Source organism: Solidesulfovibrio carbinoliphilus subsp. oakridgensis (genome assembly GCF_000177215.2).
Lineage (GTDB): Bacteria > Desulfobacterota > Desulfovibrionia > Desulfovibrionales > Desulfovibrionaceae > Solidesulfovibrio > Solidesulfovibrio carbinoliphilus.
On sequence record NZ_CM001368.1, the window covers coordinates 581,892 to 601,457 of the forward strand.

18 protein-coding genes and 1 tRNA gene are annotated in these 19,566 nt (G+C 65.6%); 10 read left to right on the forward strand and 9 right to left on the reverse strand.

The genetic code is table 11. The features are described 5' to 3' along the window. Positions 1–83 precede the first annotated feature (83 nt). A complete protein-coding gene (locus tag DFW101_RS02480; RefSeq protein WP_009179955.1) occupies positions 84–1,427 on the reverse strand; it encodes a tetratricopeptide repeat protein in 1,344 nt (447 codons plus the stop codon). A 42-nt stretch (positions 1,428–1,469) separates the two neighbouring features. After that, positions 1,470–2,351, reverse strand: coding sequence for a 3-methyl-2-oxobutanoate hydroxymethyltransferase (gene panB / locus DFW101_RS02485; RefSeq protein ID WP_009179956.1), 882 nt, complete (start codon positions 2,349–2,351; stop codon positions 1,470–1,472). Positions 2,352–2,406: 55 nt separating this feature from the next. On the opposite strand from panB, the gene DFW101_RS02490 reads away from it, so the two are divergent. After that, positions 2,407–2,997: a TrmH family RNA methyltransferase gene (locus tag DFW101_RS02490; RefSeq protein ID WP_009179957.1), complete on the forward strand. Its 591-nt coding sequence runs from the start codon at positions 2,407–2,409 to the stop codon at positions 2,995–2,997. Positions 2,998–3,177: 180 nt separating this feature from the next. Here the strand turns inward: DFW101_RS02490 and DFW101_RS02495 are convergent, their stop codons facing one another. Continuing rightward, a complete protein-coding gene (locus DFW101_RS02495; protein WP_009179958.1) occupies positions 3,178–4,893 on the reverse strand; it encodes a glycosyltransferase family 2 protein in 1,716 nt (571 codons plus the stop codon). A 137-nt stretch (positions 4,894–5,030) separates the two neighbouring features. On the opposite strand from DFW101_RS02495, the gene DFW101_RS02500 reads away from it, so the two are divergent. Next, positions 5,031–5,669, forward strand: coding sequence for an L-threonylcarbamoyladenylate synthase (locus tag DFW101_RS02500; RefSeq protein WP_009179959.1), 639 nt, complete (start codon positions 5,031–5,033; stop codon positions 5,667–5,669). Here the strand turns inward: DFW101_RS02500 and DFW101_RS02505 are convergent. Then, on the reverse strand, positions 5,634–6,563 hold the full coding sequence (locus tag DFW101_RS02505) for a glycosyltransferase family 9 protein (RefSeq protein WP_009179960.1): 930 nt from the start codon (positions 6,561–6,563) through the stop codon (positions 5,634–5,636). The genes DFW101_RS02500 and DFW101_RS02505 overlap by 36 nt on opposite strands. Positions 6,564–6,692: 129 nt before the next feature. On the opposite strand from DFW101_RS02505, the gene DFW101_RS02510 reads away from it, so the two are divergent. The 4 genes from DFW101_RS02510 to pdxA all read left to right on the forward strand — a co-directional run bounded on the left by DFW101_RS02510 (position 6,693) and on the right by pdxA (position 12,300). Further along, positions 6,693–7,154 (forward strand): NUDIX domain-containing protein, encoded by a 462-nt coding sequence (locus DFW101_RS02510; RefSeq protein ID WP_009179961.1) that lies wholly within the window; start codon positions 6,693–6,695, stop codon positions 7,152–7,154. 196 nt (positions 7,155–7,350) lie between these two features. Continuing rightward, positions 7,351–8,808, forward strand: a complete 1,458-nt coding sequence (glgA, locus tag DFW101_RS02515) for a glycogen synthase GlgA (protein WP_009179962.1) — start codon at positions 7,351–7,353, stop codon at positions 8,806–8,808. 218 nt (positions 8,809–9,026) lie between these two features. Then, positions 9,027–10,952, forward strand: a complete 1,926-nt coding sequence (gene glgB / locus DFW101_RS02520; protein WP_009179963.1) for a 1,4-alpha-glucan branching protein GlgB — start codon at positions 9,027–9,029, stop codon at positions 10,950–10,952. Between the two features lie 346 nt (positions 10,953–11,298). After that, positions 11,299–12,300, forward strand: a complete 1,002-nt coding sequence (gene pdxA, locus DFW101_RS02525) for a 4-hydroxythreonine-4-phosphate dehydrogenase PdxA (RefSeq protein ID WP_009179964.1) — start codon at positions 11,299–11,301, stop codon at positions 12,298–12,300. A 15-nt stretch (positions 12,301–12,315) separates the two neighbouring features. Here the strand turns inward: pdxA and DFW101_RS02530 are convergent, their stop codons facing one another. The 3 genes from DFW101_RS02530 to DFW101_RS02540 all read right to left on the reverse strand — a co-directional run bounded on the left by DFW101_RS02530 (position 12,316) and on the right by DFW101_RS02540 (position 14,063). Beyond that, entirely contained in the window at positions 12,316–12,804 is a 489-nt protein-coding gene (locus DFW101_RS02530; RefSeq protein WP_009179965.1) for a universal stress protein, read from the reverse strand. Positions 12,805–12,856: 52 nt separating this feature from the next. Continuing rightward, on the reverse strand, positions 12,857–13,804 hold the full coding sequence (locus DFW101_RS02535; protein ID WP_009179966.1) for a serine/threonine protein kinase: 948 nt from the start codon (positions 13,802–13,804) through the stop codon (positions 12,857–12,859). Positions 13,805–13,987: 183 nt separating this feature from the next. Beyond that, positions 13,988–14,063: transfer RNA gene (locus DFW101_RS02540), tRNA-Ala, on the reverse strand. 186 nt (positions 14,064–14,249) lie between these two features. On the opposite strand from DFW101_RS02540, the gene DFW101_RS02545 reads away from it, so the two are divergent. The 4 genes from DFW101_RS02545 to DFW101_RS18860 all read left to right on the forward strand — a co-directional run bounded on the left by DFW101_RS02545 (position 14,250) and on the right by DFW101_RS18860 (position 18,949). Further along, entirely contained in the window at positions 14,250–14,693 is a 444-nt protein-coding gene (locus DFW101_RS02545; RefSeq protein WP_009179967.1) for a 4Fe-4S binding protein, read from the forward strand. After that, on the forward strand, positions 14,680–16,452 hold the full coding sequence (locus DFW101_RS02550; RefSeq protein ID WP_009179968.1) for an aldehyde ferredoxin oxidoreductase N-terminal domain-containing protein: 1,773 nt from the start codon (positions 14,680–14,682) through the stop codon (positions 16,450–16,452). The genes DFW101_RS02545 and DFW101_RS02550 overlap by 14 nt, the downstream gene beginning before the upstream one ends. 210 nt (positions 16,453–16,662) lie before the next feature. Then, on the forward strand, positions 16,663–18,306 hold the full coding sequence (gene pgi, locus DFW101_RS02555; protein ID WP_009179969.1) for a glucose-6-phosphate isomerase: 1,644 nt from the start codon (positions 16,663–16,665) through the stop codon (positions 18,304–18,306). 85 nt (positions 18,307–18,391) lie between these two features. Next, positions 18,392–18,949, forward strand: a complete 558-nt coding sequence (locus DFW101_RS18860) for a sugar O-acetyltransferase (RefSeq protein ID WP_009179970.1) — start codon at positions 18,392–18,394, stop codon at positions 18,947–18,949. Positions 18,950–18,992: 43 nt separating this feature from the next. Here DFW101_RS18860 and DFW101_RS02560 read toward each other — a convergent pair whose 3' ends face one another. Further along, positions 18,993–19,211, reverse strand: a complete 219-nt coding sequence (locus DFW101_RS02560) for a hypothetical protein (protein ID WP_009179971.1) — start codon at positions 19,209–19,211, stop codon at positions 18,993–18,995. A gap of 25 nt (positions 19,212–19,236) precedes the next feature. Beyond that, complete coding sequence (locus DFW101_RS02565; protein ID WP_009179972.1) at positions 19,237–19,548, reverse strand: hypothetical protein; 312 nt, start codon at positions 19,546–19,548, stop codon at positions 19,237–19,239. Positions 19,549–19,566: the final 18 nt, after the last annotated feature.

Here is a 19,566-nt window from a genome sequence, read left to right on the forward strand (position 1 = left end):
GAAGTCAGAAGGCGGAGCTTTACGGCAACAGGGGAACGCGACGCGCCCAGCCGGCCGCGCCGGCAAGGGCTTGCGCCCGGATATCAGCTTCCGTTGCCGATCTCCTCCAGCAGAGCCTTGGCCTTGGTGTAGTCGGGATTGAGTTCCAGGGCTTTTTTGAGGTAGTCGATGGCCGGATCTTTTTTGCCGTAGCGGCGAAAGACCGTAGCGATGTTGTAGCAGACGGCCTCGCCCGTGCGCCACAGATCGGGGTTGAGGGTCAGGGAGCGGTCCAGGTACTGGTAGGCCTCGATATACTGCCGGCCCTCGGTGAAGGCCATGGCGATGTTGTAGAAAAGTCCCCCGTCATCCGGAGAGATCTTAAGCGCCTTTCTATATTCGATGATGGCTTCCTGCCATTTGCCCTGGCGGCGCAGCATAAGTCCCAGCCGGTTGAACGTCTCGATGTCCGACCGGTCGAGCATGTTCTTGCGGGTATTCAAGGTTTGCCGCAGGTACTGCTCGGACAGTTCGGGCGCGGATTCCATGCACCGGGCGGCGATGGACTGGGTGACCCGGCTGACGGCGTCGAGAGCCTCCTTGGTGGCGATCCTGACGGCCTGGTCAAAGGCGGCCTTGGCCTTGTCCACGTCTCCGAGCTTGATATACCCCGTGCCAATGTCGACCTTGCGGTCCACATTGAGCGGAGAGAGCTTGTCGAGCCGTTCGAGGAACTTGATCTCTTCGGCGGTGTTGCCTTCCTCGTGGTGCAGGGAGGCGATCTTTTTGAGCGGATCCAGGAACAGCCTGGCCCCTTTCTCGGCCTGGGTGTAGGCGCGCAAGGCCTCCTCCCGCTTGCCCATGCCGCGCAGGGCGTCGCCCATGAGCAGGAGTCCCGAGGGGCTGTTGGGCTTCATCTCCAGGACCTGCTTGGCGGTCCTGGCGGCCTCGAGCGGATTGCCGGTGTCAAGGAACTGGCGGCCCTTGTCCATGAGCTCGCCGATCTGGCCGCGCGGCTTGACCGTGAAGGCGATCTTTTCGATCAGCGTGTCCGGGGAAATGGGCTTGGTGATGATGTTGTCCGCGCCAAGCTCGTGGAGGAGCACCAGCTTGTCCCGTTCCACTTCCGTGGTCAGAACCACGACGAACAGTTCGTTGTTGTAGTCGGTCTTGAGATAGCGGATGAGGTCGGAGGTATTCCGGCCGTTGAGTTCCCGTTCAATGAAGATCAGGAGCTTGTGGCCTTTCGAGCGCTGGAGCTTGATTTCCTTGTGCAGGGTTTCGATGGTGAAGACGTTGGTGACGCATTCATCCTTGATCGTCAGATGGCGCAGCAATGTGCCCCGAAGGTTCTTGTTGAACAGGGCGTCGTTGCTGACGACCAGGAAAATCCCGTTTTGCAGGGCAATGAATTCCCGGACGTCGTCGTCGTATTGCTTGTTTTTCATGCACCGCTCATGAGGAAGGCCGTAACGCGTGAAGCGGCGGGCTCAGATGTTGGAACTTTCCGGGGTATCCGCGTCGGCTGTGCCGGTCGCGGCCAGGGCGAGAAACGCGGCCAGGGCCTCTGGATCCATGGGAAACGTGTGCTCCGGTCCCGGAAAATCCAAGTTTCTAACCGCATCGGCATACTGCGTCAACGCCTCGACCGCCTGTTGCCCCAGTTCGGCGTATTGCTTGACGAACCTCGGGCGCAGCCGGTCGTAGAGGCCAAGCACGTCGTGAAAGACCAGCACCTGTCCGTCGCAGTCCGGCCCGGCCCCGATGCCGATGGTCGGCACGGGCAGGGCCCGGGTCACCCTTGCGGCCACGGGCCCGGGGATGCACTCGAGCACCACGCCGAAACATCCGGCCTCGGCCAGGGCCAGGGCGTCTTCCAAAAGCTTTGCCGCCGCCTCGGCCGTCTTGGACTGGACCCGGAAGCCGCCCAGGGCCGCCACGTGCTGCGGGGTCAGGCCCACATGGCCGAGGACCGGAATGCCGGCCGCCACAATGGCCCGGACCTGCGGCACCACCTCGCGTCCGCCTTCGAGCTTGACCGCGCCGGCCCGGCCTTCCTTCAGAAACCGCCCGGCATTGGCCACGGCCTCGGCCACGGAAACCTGGTAGGACAGAAACGGCATGTCGGCCACGACCAGCGCCTTTTCGGCCCCCCGGGCCACGGCCCGCACATGGTGGAGCATCTCCTCCATGGTCACGGACAACGTGTCCTCGTGGCCAAGGACCACCATGGCCAGGGAGTCGCCGACCAAAAGCACGTCGATGCCGGCGGCTTCGGCCAGCCGGGCGGCGGCATAGTCGTAGGCGGTCAGGACCGTGATCCTGCGCGTCCCCTTGGCCGCGGCCACGGCCGGGGCGGTCATCTTGCCCATACGTATTCTCCTTCGGCCTTGCGCCGGGACGGGCTTTGGCCTATGTGCCACGGCCATGCGAACTTGCATCACCGAACGACGGGTCGGCCGCATCCGCGACGTCCTGTCCAGACGCCAGACCGATCTGACCCTGGTCATAAACAACATCCATGATCCGCACAACGTGTCGGCCATCTTACGAAGCTGCGACGCGTTCGGCATCCATCGGGTCCACCTGCTCTATACCGACACGGCCTTCCCGGCCCTCGGCAAGAAATCCTCGGGCTCGGCCAAGAAATGGGTCGAGACCATCCGGCATCCCGACGCCGCCTCCCTGGCCGCAAGCCTCAAGGGCCAGGGCTATACCCTGGTGGCCACCCTTTGCAGCGAAACCGCCCGGCCCCTCCAGGACTGGGACCTGACCGGCAAGGTGGCCATCATCCTCGGCAACGAGCACCGGGGCGTGGACGAGGACCTCGCGCCGCATGTCGACGGCGCGCTCTATATCCCCATGCAGGGCATGGTGCAAAGCCTCAACGTCTCCGTGGCCGCCGCCGTCATCCTCTACGAAGGCTTCCGCCAGCGCCACGCCGCCGGCCGCTACGACACCCCGAGCCTGCCTCCGGCCGAGCTGGCCCGGCTGGCCGGCGAGTGGGAGCAGAAGTAGCGGAAGGGGAAGAGGAAGATGCCTCCGGCGCCGGGGGGGATCATCCCCCCCGGACCCCCTGGAAGGGGGATAGGTAAGCGGGTGGCGGGTGGTCGTGGTCGGGGTGGCGCCGCAGGCCCGCCCGCCTCCGCCGTCGCTTCCATCTGTCCAAATCCCGAGTGAGGAGGGTCCGGGAGGGGATCATCCCCTCCCGGCCGCCGGAGGCATCTTTTCCCTTGCGACCTCTGCCAGCGCCTTGTCCTTTTCCAGCAATTCCCGCCCGAGCAGCTCCAAATTCTCCCGCCACAGCCGGTCGGCGTCGGCGTCGGACACGCCGTATTCGAGCTTGATCTTGTTGCCGACGATATGGGCCACCTGGGCCGGGGTTTCGGCCAGGGCCAGGCTTGAGCCCTGCTTGTGGCCGACCCGGACCGTGCCGTCATAGACGCAGGGGGCCCCGGCCAGAAACGAGCGGATGTCGCGGTCGAGGTCGTCGAACTGGGTGGGGTTGTAGCGGATGTCGAACCCGCCGACGGTCTCGATGGTGCGGTGCGGGAGCAGATGACAGCAGCCCGAGACGGACAGACAGGCGCGGGTGTAGGCGTAAAGGCCGAAATCCGGGGCCCCCCGGCAGGGTTCGCAGATAAACAGCCGTTCCTTGGTTTCGGGCAGGCTCGGCGTGCCGAGTTCCGGGGGAAAGAGGTTGAAGTCGGCGGACTGGTGGTCGCGCGGGGCGCCCTTGTCCACGATGGCGCAGCCGACGGTGCCGGCCGTGGGATGGTTGCGGGCGGTTTCGAGGAGCCGGGCCAGCCAGTCGTGTTCCGGGAAGGCGTCGTCGTCCAGAAAGGCGACGTGGCGATGGGCTTTGACTTCGGGCAGGGACAGGAGCCAGTTGCGGGCCCCGGGCGCGCCCACGTTGACGGGCAGGCGCACGGACAGGAAGCGACCTTCCGGGAAGCGCCCGGCCGCCTGGGCCACCACCTCGGCGGTGTGGTCCGTGGAGCCGTTGTCCAGGACCGCGACAAGGCTGTGGCCGAGGTCCGTGGCGGCGAGATGGGCCAGACACTCGCGAAAGAGTTCGGCCTTGTTCATGGAATAGAGGCAGACCGCCGCCTCGTTTGGCCCGGGCGCGGGCGGGATCGGGAGCGGCCGGGACAGTTCGCAGGCACGAAGGGTCAGGTTGACGTGGTGGGGGAGGGAGGTTCGGGCGGCGAGGCAGGCGGCCAAGGCTCCGTCGCGGTCGCCGAGCCGTTCCAGGCAGTGGGAGGCGGCGATGGCCGCAAAGAGGCCCCAGGCCTCGCCGTCGAGGGCGCGGATCCGGTCCAGGGCGTCTGCCGGCGGCAGGCGCAGGCAGGCCAGTTCGGCCGACAGCCGGGCGAAAAGCGGCGGCGGCAGGTGCGGGGCGAAGGCGGCGAGGAGGCGCGCGGCCGTGTCGGCGTCCGGCAGGCGGCAGAGCGCGGCAAAGGCCGGGGCCAGCCGGGCCAGGGCGTGGTGCCTGTCCCTGGCCGCGATCTCCAGGTAGCGGACGACGAGCTCGATGTCGCCGCTGGCGCGTATGGCTTCGAAGGAAACGTCCGCTTCCGGGGACGCGGCCGGGGCCGGCGCGGTCCGGACCAGCCGGAGGACGGCCACGGCCCGGGGCGGAAGAAAGGGGTGGCTGGCCTCGACGCTTTCGAGCAGGGCGGTGCTGGCCGCGTCAAAGGGGTCTTCCTGGAAGGCCAGGGCGAGCAGTGCCTGGGCGGCGGCCAGGCAGGCGGGATTTCCCTGGCCGATGAGCAGGCCGCACAGCGACAGGCGCAACTCCTTTTGCTCGGAGGTCAGGGCCCAAAGGGGCAGGGCGCGCAAAATTTCGGCCAGGAATCCCGGGCCGGGCGAAGGCAGGGGCGGCGGCGTGAGGCGGCGCAGGTCGAATGCCATGGCGGTCCTTTTCCCTTTGCTGAGATGATGCTAGTTTTCTTCCGGCCACTACGGAAACCCCTGTGAAAAGTCCAACCATCCATTCCCCATCCAGGGGGCCGGGGGGATGATCCCCCCGGCCGCCGGAGGCATTCCTCATGCATTTGTTCTCCCTCGCCACGGCGGCGCGGGTCCTTTCGCAAGGCGGCTGCCTGGTCTATCCGACCGAGACGTTTTTCGCCCTGGGGGCCCTGGCGACCCATGCCGGAGCCCTGGCCCGGATCGTGGCGATAAAGGCCCGGCCGGCGACCAAGCCGTTGCCGCTTCTGGTCGGGGAGCTGGCGCACCTGGAGCGCATCGTGCCGGACGGGTTTCTGGACGGACCGCTCGGGGAGGATTTCCGGGCCTTGGCCGGCCGGTTCTGGCCGGGACCACTGTCGCTGGTGGTGCCGTGCCGCGAGGAACTGCCCGGGCTGGTCAAGGACGGGCAGGGCCGGGTGTCGGTGCGCTGGACGCCGCATCCAACGGCCGCGGCGCTGTGCCGTCTGGCCGGCGGGGCCATCGTCGCCACCAGCGCCAATGTGAGCGGCAAGCCGCCGGCGGCCAGGGCGGAGGATCTGGACCCGGCCGTGGTCTCGGCGGCCGACGGCCTGGTGACCGAAGGGCCGAGGCCAAGCGGCGGCCAGGCTTCCACCGTCATCGGCCTCCTCGGGGGGCGACGGCTGGTGCTTTTCCGGGATGGGGCGGTTGCCGTGGCGACGTTACGGGCGGCCGGGTACGAGGCCGGCCCGGCCTAGCCGGTCGAGGGCCATTTCCACCGTGATCCCTTCCAGACATGGCAGCGGCCGGGGGCAGTCCGGAGCGAAGTCGCCGGCCGTCACGGCCGTGCACGGTGAGCAGGGCAGGCCGGCCGTGACGACTTCCAGCCCGGCGGGAGCCCACTGGCAGGGGGAGGTCGGCCCGAAAAGGGCCAGGCCCGGCACGCCGGAGAGGCCGGCCAGATGCAGGGGGCCGCAGTCCGGACCGACCACGAACCGGGCCGACCGGATGGCTTCGGACAATTCCACCAGATCCCCAGGCGCAAGCATTTCCCCGTTTGCCGGGCGCATGTCCCGTTCCAGCTCCGCCGGCCCCATGACGAACACGGGCCGCAGGCCGTAGTCCCGCAACACCTCCGCCAGCCGTTCGAACCGAGGCAGCGGCCAGGCCTTGTCCCGGTGACCGGCACCGGGAAAGAGAAGTACCGTGTTGCCCGTGGGCGCGTGGCCGCCGAACAGGGCGCGGAAGGCCAGGGGGGAATCCGTGGCAAAAGGGATGTCCCGCACGGCCAGGGCCTCGCGGTAAAGGGTCGTCGGCGGATCGTCCCGGCCGGGGGCGAGGCCGGGCAGAAACCAGAAGTTCGTCCAATCCGGCAGGTCCGGCCGCAGGCCGAGGCCCGGGCGCACTACCAGCGTGCCGGCCAGGGCTTCGGGCCACGTTTCGCCCTCGAACCGGGCGCCCAGCCCCCGGAGGATATCCGGCGGACAAGGCGTGCCCAGGGGGGAAAGCCAGTGCCGGTGGGACGACGGCGCCGCGAAGTGGACGGGCCGGTTGGAAAAGTGTCGGCTGACCGAGATAAAAGCAGGCCACGCCAGAAGAAAATCGCCAAGTGCCCCACCATGTTCCAAAACGATCTTGTCAGGGAACTCCATTTGGCGTACCCTCTCGGTTAAGAAAAGACGTATTTTTATAAACGCTTGAGGCCGTTTCTCTGCTGCCGGCCGGGCAAGCGCCCGACGACCGGAGCAAACGCGTCCCAGGCCCGTCCCGGAGCCGACACCATGGCCCTTGTAAAACCCTGTCCCAACTGCGGCCACCCCATCGTCCACTACAAAAATCCGGTGCCCACCGTGGACACGCTCATCCACATCCCGGGACGCGGCGTGGTTCTGGTCAAACGCTTAAACGAGCCTTTCGGCTGGGCCCTGCCCGGCGGTTTCGTGGACTATGGTGAACAGGCCGAGATGGCGGCCATCCGCGAAGCCAAGGAGGAAACCGGGCTGACCGTCGAACTGACGGGTCTGCTCGGCGTCTATTCCGATCCGTCGCGTGATCCCCGGCAACACACCATAAGCATGGTCTATCTGGCCCAGGCCGTGGATTCCGACGAACTGGCGGCCGGCGACGACGCCAAGGATATCGGCATCTTCCCGGTCGGACAGTGGCCGGAGCCCCTGTGTTTCGACCACGAACGCATCCTGAAAGATTACACGATACTGTTCAAAAGGATAAATCCGCGCTAGATCGGGCGATACCTTGATGCGGCCCCAAGGCGCATCGCGGCCCGCCCGGCCGGAGCAGGGGATCATTCACCATGGACAAGGCCTTTGACAAGCGTCCCGCCAGGGGAGGGCCGGTTGGAAACGCCACCGGCGTGGCCATCCCGCAGGCGCCGTCTTCCACCGCTTCGGACAGCAATCGCCCAGGCCGAGGAGTGCGATGAAGTTTCATCACAAGGTCCTCTTTGTCGCTTCGGAAATGTACCCGTTCTCCAAGACCGGCGGTCTGGGGGACGTCATGGGCGCGTTGCCCAAGGAACTCAAGCGCCAGGGCGTCAATGTCGCCCTGATCGCGCCCTATTACGGCCGCCTCAATACCGGCGACCACCAGCTCCGCCTCATCTATTCCAAGTGCCGCGTCGGCTATCCCTGGGCCCCGATCACGGCCGACATCTACACCGCCACCTGCGACGACGTGCCGGTCTATTTTGTGCAACGCGGGGAATACTTCGACCGACGCTTCTACTACAACACCCACGACGGCGACTATTTCGACAACTGCGAGCGGTTCATCTTCTTCTGCCGGGCCACCATGGCCTGGGCCAGCCGGCTGGACGGGGCCCCGGCCATCGTCCACGCCCACGACTGGCAGGCGGCTTTGGTGCCGGCCTATCTCCAGTTCCTGCGCCCGGGCGCGCCGTTTTGGCGCAACACCAAGACCATCATGACCATCCACAACCTGGCCTTCCAGGGCCGGTTCGCCTCGCGGCTTTTCTGGGATTCGGGCCTGCCCCGGGAGGCCTGGAACATCGACGGCGCGGAATTCTGGGGCGACTTCAACCTGCTCAAGGCCGGGCTCGCCTATTCCGACATCATCACTACGGTCAGCCCCACCTATGCCCTGGAAATTCTCTATCCCCAGTACGGCAGCGGCCTGGAAGGCATCCTCTCGAAGCGGGCCTCGAAGCTGCGCGGCATCCTGAACGGCGCGGACTACACCGTCTGGGACCCCATTAACGACCGCTACCTGCCAAGCACCTACAGCCCGGACGACCTGGCCGGAAAAGACATCTGCAAGCGAAACCTCGTGGCCGAGCTCGGGATTGACCGGCGGTTTTTAAAGCGTCCGATCCTGGGCTTTATCGGCCGCATCCGCGACCAGAAGGGCATCGATCTTCTGATCGACATCATGGCCCGGCTCATGGAAAAAGACGTGGCCGTGGTGGTCCTTGGCGAGGGAAGCCTCGAGTACGAGGCCGTACTCCTCGACATGATGGAGAACTATCCCGGCAAGCTCGTGGTGCGCATCGGCTACACCGAGGATCTGGCCCATCGCATCCAGGCCGGCTCGGACATCTTCCTCATGCCGTCGCGCTACGAGCCCTGCGGCCTGACCCAGATGTACGCCCTGCGCTTCGGCACCCCTCCCGTGGCCACGGCCGTGGGCGGCCTGCGCGACACCATTGTGCCCTGGCCCGATCCCGAGGCCACGGGATTCACCTTCAACGACCCGGACCCGGACCTCTTCTACCGGGCCGTGCTCGACGCCCTGGACATGTGGTCGCGGCCCGAGGAATGGCGCGGTATGGTCATCCGGGCCATGCGGGCGGACTATTCCTGGGAAAAGGCGGCCAAGAACTACATAAGCCTTTACCGGGAGCTCGGGGCGGACATCTAGGGCCGCATCCCCGACCATTCGGGGGAGCCGTAGCTCCAGGGAAAAACTACCGCGTCTGCGTCTGCCGCGCCGCCGGAAAGATGGATGCGGGTCATGCGCGCCTGTGCATGGCCCGCCGGCCCAAAGGCAACGCAATCGCGGTCCAACCGGCTCCGTTTCGCGCTTTCGCGCCTGCATCATGGAGCCCTGCCGTTTTCGGCAGCCTGTAAGGAGTCCCCATGAGCCCATCCGCCACCAAAATCTCGCCGTCGCTGCCCGTGGCCATCGGCGAACTCGACATCTACCTCTTTGGCCAGGGAAAGCACTGGGACCTCTACCGGGTCCTCGGGGCCCATCCCCACGACGGCCCCGAAGGGCCGGGCTACCGCTTCGCCGTCTGGGCCCCCAACGCCCGGGCCGTGTCCGTGGTCGGGGATTTCAACGGCTGGGATGCGGACGCCTGTCCGCTCTTCCCGGTAGCCGCCTCGGGCGTATGGGCCGGCTACCTGCCCGGATTCGCCAAGGGGGAACTGTACAAGTTCGCGGTCACCCGGAAAGACGGCCACACGGTCCTCAAAACCGACCCGTTCGCCCTTTTCGCCGAGATGCGGCCGGGTGTGGCCTCACGGAGCTGGACCCTCGACGACTATGCCTGGAACGACGCGGCCTGGATGGACACGCGCCGGGAAAAAGGCCTGCCCCTTGACGACGCCATCTCCATCTACGAGGTCCATCCCGGCTCCTGGCGCTGGAAGACCAAGGACTACGGCTCGTTCTATTCCTACCGCGACCTGGCCGAAACCCTCGTGCCCTACGTGCGCGACCTCGGTTTCACCCATATCGAGTTCATGCCCCTGGCCGAGCACCCCCTGGACGAGTCCTGGGGCTACCAGACCGGCCACTACTTCGCCCCGACCTCGCGCTTCGGCACGCCCGAAGATTTGCGTCATCTGGTCGACGTCTGCCACCAGAACGGCCTCGGCGTCATTCTCGACTGGGTGCCGGGCCATTTTCCCAAGGACGACTGGTGCCTGGGCCGCTTCGACGGCACGGGCCTTTACGAGCACGAGGACCCGCGCCAGGGCGAGCACCCGGACTGGGGCACCTACATCTTCAATTTCGGCCGCCACGAGGTGCGAAACTTCCTTTTCGCCAACGCCCTCTATTGGCTGAAGGAATTTCACATCGACGGGCTTCGCATCGACGCCGTGGCCAGCATGCTCTATCTCGACTACTCCCGGGAGGAGGGGGAGTGGATTCCCAACAAATACGGGGGCAAGGAAAACATCGATGCCATCGAGTTCCTGCGCGACCTGAATGTCGTGGTCCACGAGCACTTCCCGGGCGCGGCCATGATCGCCGAGGAGTCCACCTCCTGGGCCGGGGTGTCCCGGCCGGTCTACACCGGGGGCCTCGGGTTCACCTTCAAGTGGAACATGGGCTGGATGAACGACACCCTCGACTATTTCGCGAAAAATCCGGTCCACCGTTCCTACCACCAGAATCAGCTGACCTTTTCCATGCTCTACGCCTTCCACGAGAATTTCATTCTGCCGCTCTCCCACGACGAGGTCACCCACGGCAAGGGGTCCCTTATCGGCAAGATGCCGGGCGACCAATGGCAGCAGATGGCCAACCTGCGGCTTTTTCTCTCCTATATGTGGGCCCACCCCGGCAAAAAGCTTCTTTTCATGGGCTGCGAGTTCGGCCAGTGGAAGGAATGGAACGCCCGCGAGGAACTCGACTGGGTGCTGACGGAATTCCCGAGCCACCAGGGGGCCATGGAGCTGGTGCGGGCCTTGAACGCCCTGCACAAGTCCTTTCCGGCCATGCACGCCAGCGACAACGAGTGGACGGGATTCGAGTGGGTGGACCTGTCGGATTACGCCTCCTCGGTCATCACCTTCCTGCGTAAGGCTCCGGACGGGTCGCAGATCCTGTGGAACTTCAACTTTACGCCCATCGTGCGCGAGGACTACGCCGTGGGCTGCCGTGTCCCCGGCTACTGGCGCGAGATCTACAACTCCGATTCCGAGCTCTTCGGCGGCACCAATACCGGCAACGGCGGCGGCGTCATGGCCAAGCCCACCACCTTCGGCGGCTGGCCCTATTACCTGCCCCTGACCCTGCCGCCCCTGGCCGCCGTGGCTTTTACGCCGGAGTAGGAACTGGGAGGAGGCTTTGCCTCCTCCCAGACCCTCCTCCACCGGGGGGGATCATCCCCCCCGGACCCCCCGGAAGGGGGAGCAGTTGCACCTTTCCCCGTTGTGGGTTTATCTCCTTTTCTTTGTTCCGAGGAGCCTGTGACCGCACATGCGGTTGCCCGAAGCTCCCTATTTCCCTATTCTGGCGCTTCTCAGTGACCGCTCCTCGGTCTCGAAAAAAGCGGCCGCGCATGGTCGTTTCGAACAAGGCCGGGGTGGCCTGCTCGGCGCCCGGTCGGCGTATTCTTCAAATATGCGCCGTCCGGTCGCCGAGCAGGCCACCCCGGCCCAACGACAGGATTTCTTCATGACCGCCAAACCACTCCTCCTCACCCTCGGCGACTCTAACGGCCTCGGCCCGGAACTGGCCTGCCGGCTTCTGACGGAAATAAACTATCCGGGCCTGCGCATCGGCCTGGTCGGCCCCAAAGCGGCCCTGGCCTGGCACTGCGACCGGCTGCACCTTCCCCCCTTCTGGACGCCGCTCGACGCATCCGACCCCGATGCCCTGGAAGGCGCCGCCCCGGGTGTCTTTCTCCTGACGCCGCCGCGTCTGGCCGGCCTGCCCGTGACGCCCGGCCGGGAGACCCCGGCCGGCGGCCTTTCTGCCGGCGAAAGCCTGGAGTACGCCGCAACGCTCCTCGCCCGCCATGCCGACTGGGGCCTTGTCACCGGTCCCTTGTCCAAGGCCGCGCTCAATGCCGCCGGCTTCGCCTTTCCGGGGCACACCGAATTTCTGGCCGAGCGGTCCGGGGTGGGGCGGGGCGGGGTGTGCATGCACCTCGGCGGGCCGGTCCTGCGGGTGAGCCTTGTCACCACCCATCCGCCCCTGGCCAAGGTGCCCTCGCTTGTGACCTACGACCGGGTGGCCCGGTGCCTGTCCCTCACCTGGGACCATGTGCGCCGGCTCGGGGTGTCGGACAGGCCCATTGCCGTGTGCGGGCTCAATCCCCATGCCGGGGAGGGGGGGCTTTTAGGAAGCGAAGACGAGGAAGTGGTGCGGCCGGCCGTGGCCGCGGCCGTGGCCGCCGGCGTGGCGGCGGTCGGGCCGCTGCCGGCGGACACGGTCTTTTACCGGGCGGCCAAGGGCGAATTTTCCGCCATCCTGGCCATGTACCACGACCAGGGCCTGCCACCGCTCAAGATGCTGCACTTTGACGCAACCGTGAACGTGACCCTGGGCCTGCCCTTTGTGCGGACCTCGGTCGGCCACGGCACGGCCTTCGACTTGGTCGGCACGGGCAAGGCCGGGACCGGCAGCCTGGCCGCCGCCCTGGACATGGCCGTGCGGCTGACGGGCGGCGCTTGACGGCGTTTTTGCGCCTCAGGCCACCACCCACACGGCCAGCCCCTTGGCCGCCTGGATGATTTTGGTCGAGACGCTGCCAAAGAGAAACTCCTCCTGTCGGGACATCCCCCGCCGGCCGACCACCACCGTGCCGAACCCGCCTTCCTCGGCCAGGCGCAGGATTTCGAGCGCGATGCTCGTGCCGATGCTGCACTCGGTCGCCTCGCGAAGGGGCGACCGGCAGCTCTCCACAAACCGCGTCTCCACCCAATCGCCGGGCAGGCCCGCCTCGACGAGCCCGGTCCGGGCGTCTTCCAACGCCTTGTGCATGGCCTCGACGCGTCGGGCGCATTCGGCTTTCCAGCTTGCGTCGTCCGCGTACATGTCGCGGTCCGGCGGCCGCTCGATGGCGGCCACCGTGATGCGGTGTTCCGGGCCGCCCCCGGTCATGGCGGCGGTGTAGGCAACGGCCCGCAGGGAATTTTCCGAGCCGTCGAAAGCGATCAGGATCTTTTCGGTATTCATGGCGTCTCCGGCAGACAGGCCTGGCGGTTGCCTGGACTGTCGCAAGCGGCGGTCATCCGCCAAGGGCTTCTCTGGCTTGATGCAGGTCGCGGACAAGGTCCGTGGTGGCATCGTAAAACACGTTTGCCTCGAGGGAAAATCGCATGAGGACGTTGTTTAAGGCCTCGGGGATATAGGGAAAGAGCTTTTTGAGGTTGACGATCCGGTTGGGGAACATGATGGAGCAGTCGGCCGAAGACAGGTCCGCCCGCTGGTCCGGGGGCACGGATTGCAGGGTGTGCTGGCCCATGCCCACGAGAAACTGGATGATGTTGCCAAGGCCGAAAAGGTCGAGGCCAAAAGGGCTTTCCTGGAAATCGAAGGTGTAATCGAAATCGATCCAGCAATAGCGGCCCGTGTCGTAGCGCACGTAGAGGTGGTCGCGTCGGATGTCGCCGTGTTTTTCGTTGCGTTCGTGGAGCCAGCCGATGGCTTCGCAGGCCTCGATGAACCGGTCCAGGATGTCCGGGAAAAGGTCGTGGAAATAGTCCCGGTGGGGCATCTCCAGGGCCTCGATCTTCTCATCCAGCCGCTTGCCCGCCACCACGTCCAGGATGCGCACGGGATTGTCCTCCGTGTCCGGCACGGTTTCGCCCTGCATGAACCGGTCGTCGCCGCGCACGAGGTCGAGGATGCGGGATTCCTTGCGCGGGCTGCGGGTGCAGGTGACGACCATGGAGCCGATGGTCATGGGAAAGCTCTCGTGGAAGACGAGCTTTAAAAGATTGCGGCCGCCCGTCTCCAGGCACCGGCACCGCTTGACCCAGTATTTGGGATCCTCGAGGCCAAACCGGCGTTCCGCCTCGTCGCGCAGCACCAGGAAGTTGCGGTCGGCCAGGCGGATGACGTCGCCGTAGCCGATGCGCATGAACTGGGTGGTGTCGGTAAAAATCTCGCCGGCGTGGCGGACGGGAAAGTCCGGGGCCAGCCGGGAGAGGAGTTCGCGGGCGGATGGGGGCAAGCGGCGCTCCTTGCAAGGATTTATGGACAGTGTGCCCCAATTCCCGGTCCGGGGCAACGGCGGGGGGCGGATTTTCCCGGCAAGGACGTGGAAGGGAAGGCGGGGGCTGGCAGGGCGCGGGCTTGGGGCGGGGCAAAGAAAAATGGGCCTTGCGATTGTGAAACCGCAAGGCCCTGATTTTCTTGGTGGAGGCGATGGGACTTGAACCCACTACCTATGCGTTGCGAACGCATCGCTCTCCCAGATGAGCTACGCCCCCGTTGGGAGAATGGTCTATAGGCAAAATCGCCGGACCGGTCAAGGAATCCCTTGAAATTTCCCTCGCAAAGCCCAATCGCCCTTGTCCGGCGGTTGACCCGGCGCGTGGGGTTTGCCAGTATGGGATAGCGAACCTCCTGTGAAACCCCTATGTCTTTTCCGGCCTTAAGGTCGTTTGGAGCTTTTTATGAAAATCCATCGCGCCGTGCGCATGGAACGGTGCATCGGTTGCCATTCCTGTTCCCTGGCCTGCGCCCGGCTGGTCTACAAGAGCCTGTCCTGGAACACGGCCGGCATCCGCATCCGCTCGACCGGCGGCGTGTCGAGCGGGTTCCAGGCCATCCTCTGTCTGGCCTGCGACCCCGCCCCCTGCGCCGCCGCCTGCCCGACCGGGGCCATTTCCCAGCGCAAGTCCGGCGGCGGGGTGACCCTCAAGAAATCCCTGTGCATCCAGTGCGGCAAGTGCGCCGCAGCCTGCCCCGTGGACGCCATCGCCCTGGACGTGGCCCAAAACCCCTATGTCTGTATCCACTGCGGCCAGTGCGTGAAATACTGCCCCCACGACTGCCTGGAACTGGTCGAGGCCGAGGCTGTCGCGCCCTGCCTGGAGAGCTGCCATGTCGCCAAATAACGACGTCTTTCGTGTCCTCGTCTATGATCTGACCCGGGAGCGGGGCGACCTGGTCCTTGTGCCCGGACGCCTGGACGCCATCGGCGGCTCGGGACTGGCCGCGCTCCTCTACGAAAAATACGGCCTGCCCACGGCCCCGGCCTTCGATCCGGGCCAGCCGCTCATTTTCGCCATCGGCCCACTGACCGGCTATTTCCCGCTCATGAGCAAGACCGTGTGCGGCTTCAAGTCGCCCTACAACCAGAACTTCGCCGAATCCCACGCCGGCGGCCGCTCGGCCCTGGCCCTGCGCTTCGCCGGCTACGACGCCCTGGTCCTGACCGGCAAGGCCAAGCGCCTGTCCACCCTGGTCGTGGCCTCGCGGCGCATCGAGCTGATCGATGTCCATTACCTCTCCGGGGCTGATGTCTTCACCACGGGCAAGCTGTTGCGCAAAATCGCGGAAGGCGCGTCCGGCCATCGCAGCATTATGCGCATCGGCCCGGCCGGGGAAAACGGCTCGGCCTACGCCTGCATCAACGTGGACACCTACCGCCATTTCGGCCGGCTGGGAGCCGGGGCCGTCATGGGGGCGAAAAACTGCAAGGCCGTGGTCATCATGGGCGACGGCGACCTGCCCTTGCCCGAGGACAAGAGCTATCCCAAGCTTTTCAAGGACATCCACGACAAGGTCACTGCGTCGGGCATGATGGAGAAGTACCACAACCTCGGCACCCCGGCTAACGTGTTGCCGCTCAATGAGCTCAAATCCCTGCCCTGGCGCAACCTGGCCGCCACGACCGATCCCGAGGCCGACAAGATTTCCGGCGAGGCCTTTGCCGAAAAGCTCCTCATGCACAATGCCGCCTGCGCCGGCTGCCCGGTCGGCTGCATCCACGTCGGCATGGTGCGCGAGATGTTTTCCACCTCCCACCGGTTCGCCATCCACCAGGTGGCCTACGACCATGAGCCCAACTTCGCGGCCGGCCCCATGCTTGGGGTCACGGACCCGACCGAGGTCCTGGCCATAAACGACATGGCCGACCGGCAGGGGCTGGACATCATCTCGGCCGGCGTGGCCCTGGCCTGGGCTGTGGAGGCCACCCAAAAGGGGCTCATTTCCGAACGGGAGACCGAGGTGAAGCTGGCTTTCGGCGAGCCTGGGGCCCTCAAGCGGGCCATCTGGCTCTTGGGGCACAAGGCCAACGAATTCTATGCGCTCCTCGGCCAGGGGGCCCTCGTCGCGGCCGCGCGCTACGGCGGCGAGGACTTCGCCTGCGTCATCGGCCAGGAGATGGCCGGCTACGCCACGGGGGAAACCTATTTCGCCTCCCAGACCGTCTCGTTCCGGCACTCGCACCTGGATACCGGGGCCTATTCCTACGACCAGAAGCACAAGGAACAGGACGTGGACGCGGTGGTCAAATTCCTCGTGACCGACGAGCGGGAGCGGGTGCTGCTGACCTGTCTGGTGTCCTGTCTCTTTGCCCGGGAGGTCTACAAGCCGGAGATCGTGGCCGATCTGCTCACATGCCTTGGCTACGGCGAACTGGCGGCGGGCCTGGACGCGGCCAGCGAAAAGGCCCGCCGGGCCCGGTGGCGGCTTAAGATCGCCACCGGCTACGATCCCATGGGCACGAAAATCCCCAAGCGTTTTTCCGAAGTCACCACCTGGAAAGGACCCATCGACGCGGCCTACATGGAGGCCCTGCGCCAGGGCTACGCCAGGGCCGTGCTCGAACTGGCCGCTCCGGTGGCCGCGCCCGGCGATCCTGCCTGAGGCGGCCCCAGGCGAAGAGGCCGGCCCGGTTTTTTTGACGTTGCCGGGCCAGCCGGCATTTTGTGGAGGACTGGGGCAAGGTTGTGGTATAGGGTCGCCTTGTCCCCGACCGGCCGCGTTCCAGGCGATGGGATGGCCGGCGCAACAATCGCCGCGTGTCCCGGCAGCCGCCGTTGCAGGCGGCTGCCGGATGCCAAAGGAGAGCACACCATGGCCCTTTTGACCGAGCTTCCCGCCCACGCGGCCCTGGCCGGGCACTTCGAGGCGGCCAGGGACCGGCCCATGCGCGACCTGTTCGCCGCCGATCCCGGCCGGTTCGGCAAATTCTCCCTGCGCCTGGGGGACATCCTTTTCGACTATTCGAAAAACCGGGTGACGGAAGAGACCATGGGCCTGCTGTTCGACCTGGCCCGGCAGGCCAAGGTCGAGGCCCGGCGCGACGCCATGTTTTCGGGCGCGAAAATAAACCGGACCGAGGACCGGGCCGTGCTCCACGTGGCCCTGCGCAACCGGTCCAACCGGCCGATCCTGGTCGACGGCCGGGACGTCATGCCCGAGGTCAACCGGGTCCTGGCCCAGATGCGCGATTTCTGCGGCCGCATCCACTCCGGGGCCTGGACCGGGTATAGCGGCAAGAAGATCACGGACGTGGTCAACATCGGCATCGGCGGCTCGGACCTCGGGCCCCAGATGGCCACCCTGGCCCTGGCCCATTATGCCGTGCCCGGCATCACCCCGCATTTCGTCTCGAACGTCGACGGCACCCACCTGGCCGAGACCTTCAAGCGGGTGTCGCCCGAGACCACGCTTTTCGTCATCGCCTCCAAGACCTTCACCACCCTGGAGACCATGGCCAACGCCCACACGGCCCGGGACTGGTTCCTGGCCGCGGCCGGGGACGAGGCCGCCGTGGCCAAACACTTCGTGGCCCTTTCGACCAACGCCGGGGAAGTCGCCAAATTCGGCATCGACACGGCCAACATGTTCGCCTTCTGGGACTGGGTCGGGGGGCGCTATTCCCTGTGGTCGGCCATCGGCCTGTCCATCGCCCTGGCTGTGGGGTTCGACCACTTCGAGGCCCTGCTCGAAGGGGGGCATGTGGCGGACGAGCATTTCCGCACCGCACCTCTAGAACAAAACATTCCCATCATCATGGGGCTTCTCGGCATCTGGTACAACAACTTCTTCGGTGCCCAGACCCAGGCCATTTTGCCCTATGACCAGTACCTGACCCGGTTCGCCGCCTATTTCCAGCAGGGCGACATGGAGAGCAACGGCAAGTCCGTGGCCACCGACGGCCGGTTCGTTCCCTATTCCACCGGCCCGGTCATCTGGGGCGAGCCCGGCACCAACGGCCAGCACGCCTTTTACCAGCTCATCCACCAGGGCACCAAGCTCATCCCCTGCGACTTCCTGGCCGCCGTGCGCAGCCAAAACCCGCTCGGTCGCCACCAGGACATGCTGCTCTCAAACTTCTTCGCCCAGACCGAAGCCCTCATGAAGGGCAAGACCGTGGAGGAGGCCAGGGCCGAACTGGCCGGCCAGGGCCTGGCCGAAGACCGGCTGGAGCTCCTTGCCCGGGCCAAGTCCTTTTCCGGCAACCGGCCCACCAACTCCTTTCTCTACGAAAGGCTCGATCCGAAGACGCTCGGCACGCTCATCGCCCTCTACGAGCATAAGATTTTCACCCAGGGCACCATCTGGGACATCAATTCCTACGACCAGATGGGCGTGGAACTGGGCAAGGTCCTGGCCGGCACGATCCTTAAGGAGCTGGAGGACGGGACGCCCGTCACGTCCCACGACTGCTCGACCAACGGCTTAATCAACTATTACAAGGAATTGAGGAAGTAGGACGACGTCTCCGGGCCAGGGAGACGGGGCTCCTGGCCCAAAGGAGCACGTTGCCTACAGACGGATACATTGCAAAGAGCATTTTATGAAGTCGGAACGGGAGAAGATGCTTTCCGGCGAGCTCTACGATCCCCTGGATGCTGCGCTGATCGCGGCTCGTGAACGGGCCCGGGATCTTTGTCAGCGGCTTAACGAAATGCGGGAGGGTCAACCAGAAGGACGGAGACGTATTCTTGTTGAATTACTTCCCTGCGGTGGAGATACGGCATCGATTCAGCCTCCGTTTTTTTGCGACTATGGGACCAATATTGAATTGGGCGAACGGGTTTACTTCAACTTCAATTGCATCGTGCTTGACGTATGCCCGATCCGTGTCGGCAGCTTCACACTTTTCGGACCGGGGGTCCATATATACACCCCCCTGCATCCTTTCAATGCTGCGTTACGTCGCCGAGAAGAGTTCGGCAAGCCGGTAGCAATTGGATCGGATGTCTGGGTAGGTGGCGGAGCGCTTCTCTTGCCCGGTATACGGATTGGCTCAAGGACAGTGATCGGCGCCGGAAGCGTTGTCACACGAGATATTCCAGAAGGCGTGTTTGCGGCGGGCAACCCGTGCCGTGTTATCCGGGCGATAACGGAGTGATAGCTTCTTGCGGCCTCAACGGAGAGAAGGCCGTTGCGGGTGGTCAGGCCCCGGCCGTGTCCGGGACTAGGCAGGCCTCGCCGCAGACGGCGAGGTAATCGTCCACCGCCTCTTCGAAGGCCCGCTGGAGCTCCGGCGGCGTTTGGCCGTGGAAGGTCACCATGTCGCGGATGCCGGCGATGCGGCCGTGGAGCAGGCCGCCTTCGTCCTGGCACTCCAGGCAGTATCCCTTGTACGTCAGATAGCAGGCGTGTGTTTCCATGGGTGCGGCGTCCTTGGGCTGCCGGTCAGGCGGCGGCTTTGGCCCGGATGAGGAACTCCCGGACATCGGCCACGCACCCCTTGTGCAGCACGGTGCCGGGATGCGGGCGGTGGAAAAAGCCCTTCACCCCGCCAAGGAGGAAACGAACCCGGGAGCCGGTGGTCTTCTGGTGGTGGTGGATTTCCTGGCCGCCCAGGGCGTGGATGAGCGCTTTCACGTCGGACCAGAGGATGTCCGACCGGGACGGGGACACGAAAAGGGCCTGCCAGGTGCGAAGCCGGGCGCTGTTGAGCCGGACGGCCGGCTGGAGGGGCAGGGACGGGTCGGGCGTGGCCATAGGGTGGCAAACAAACCA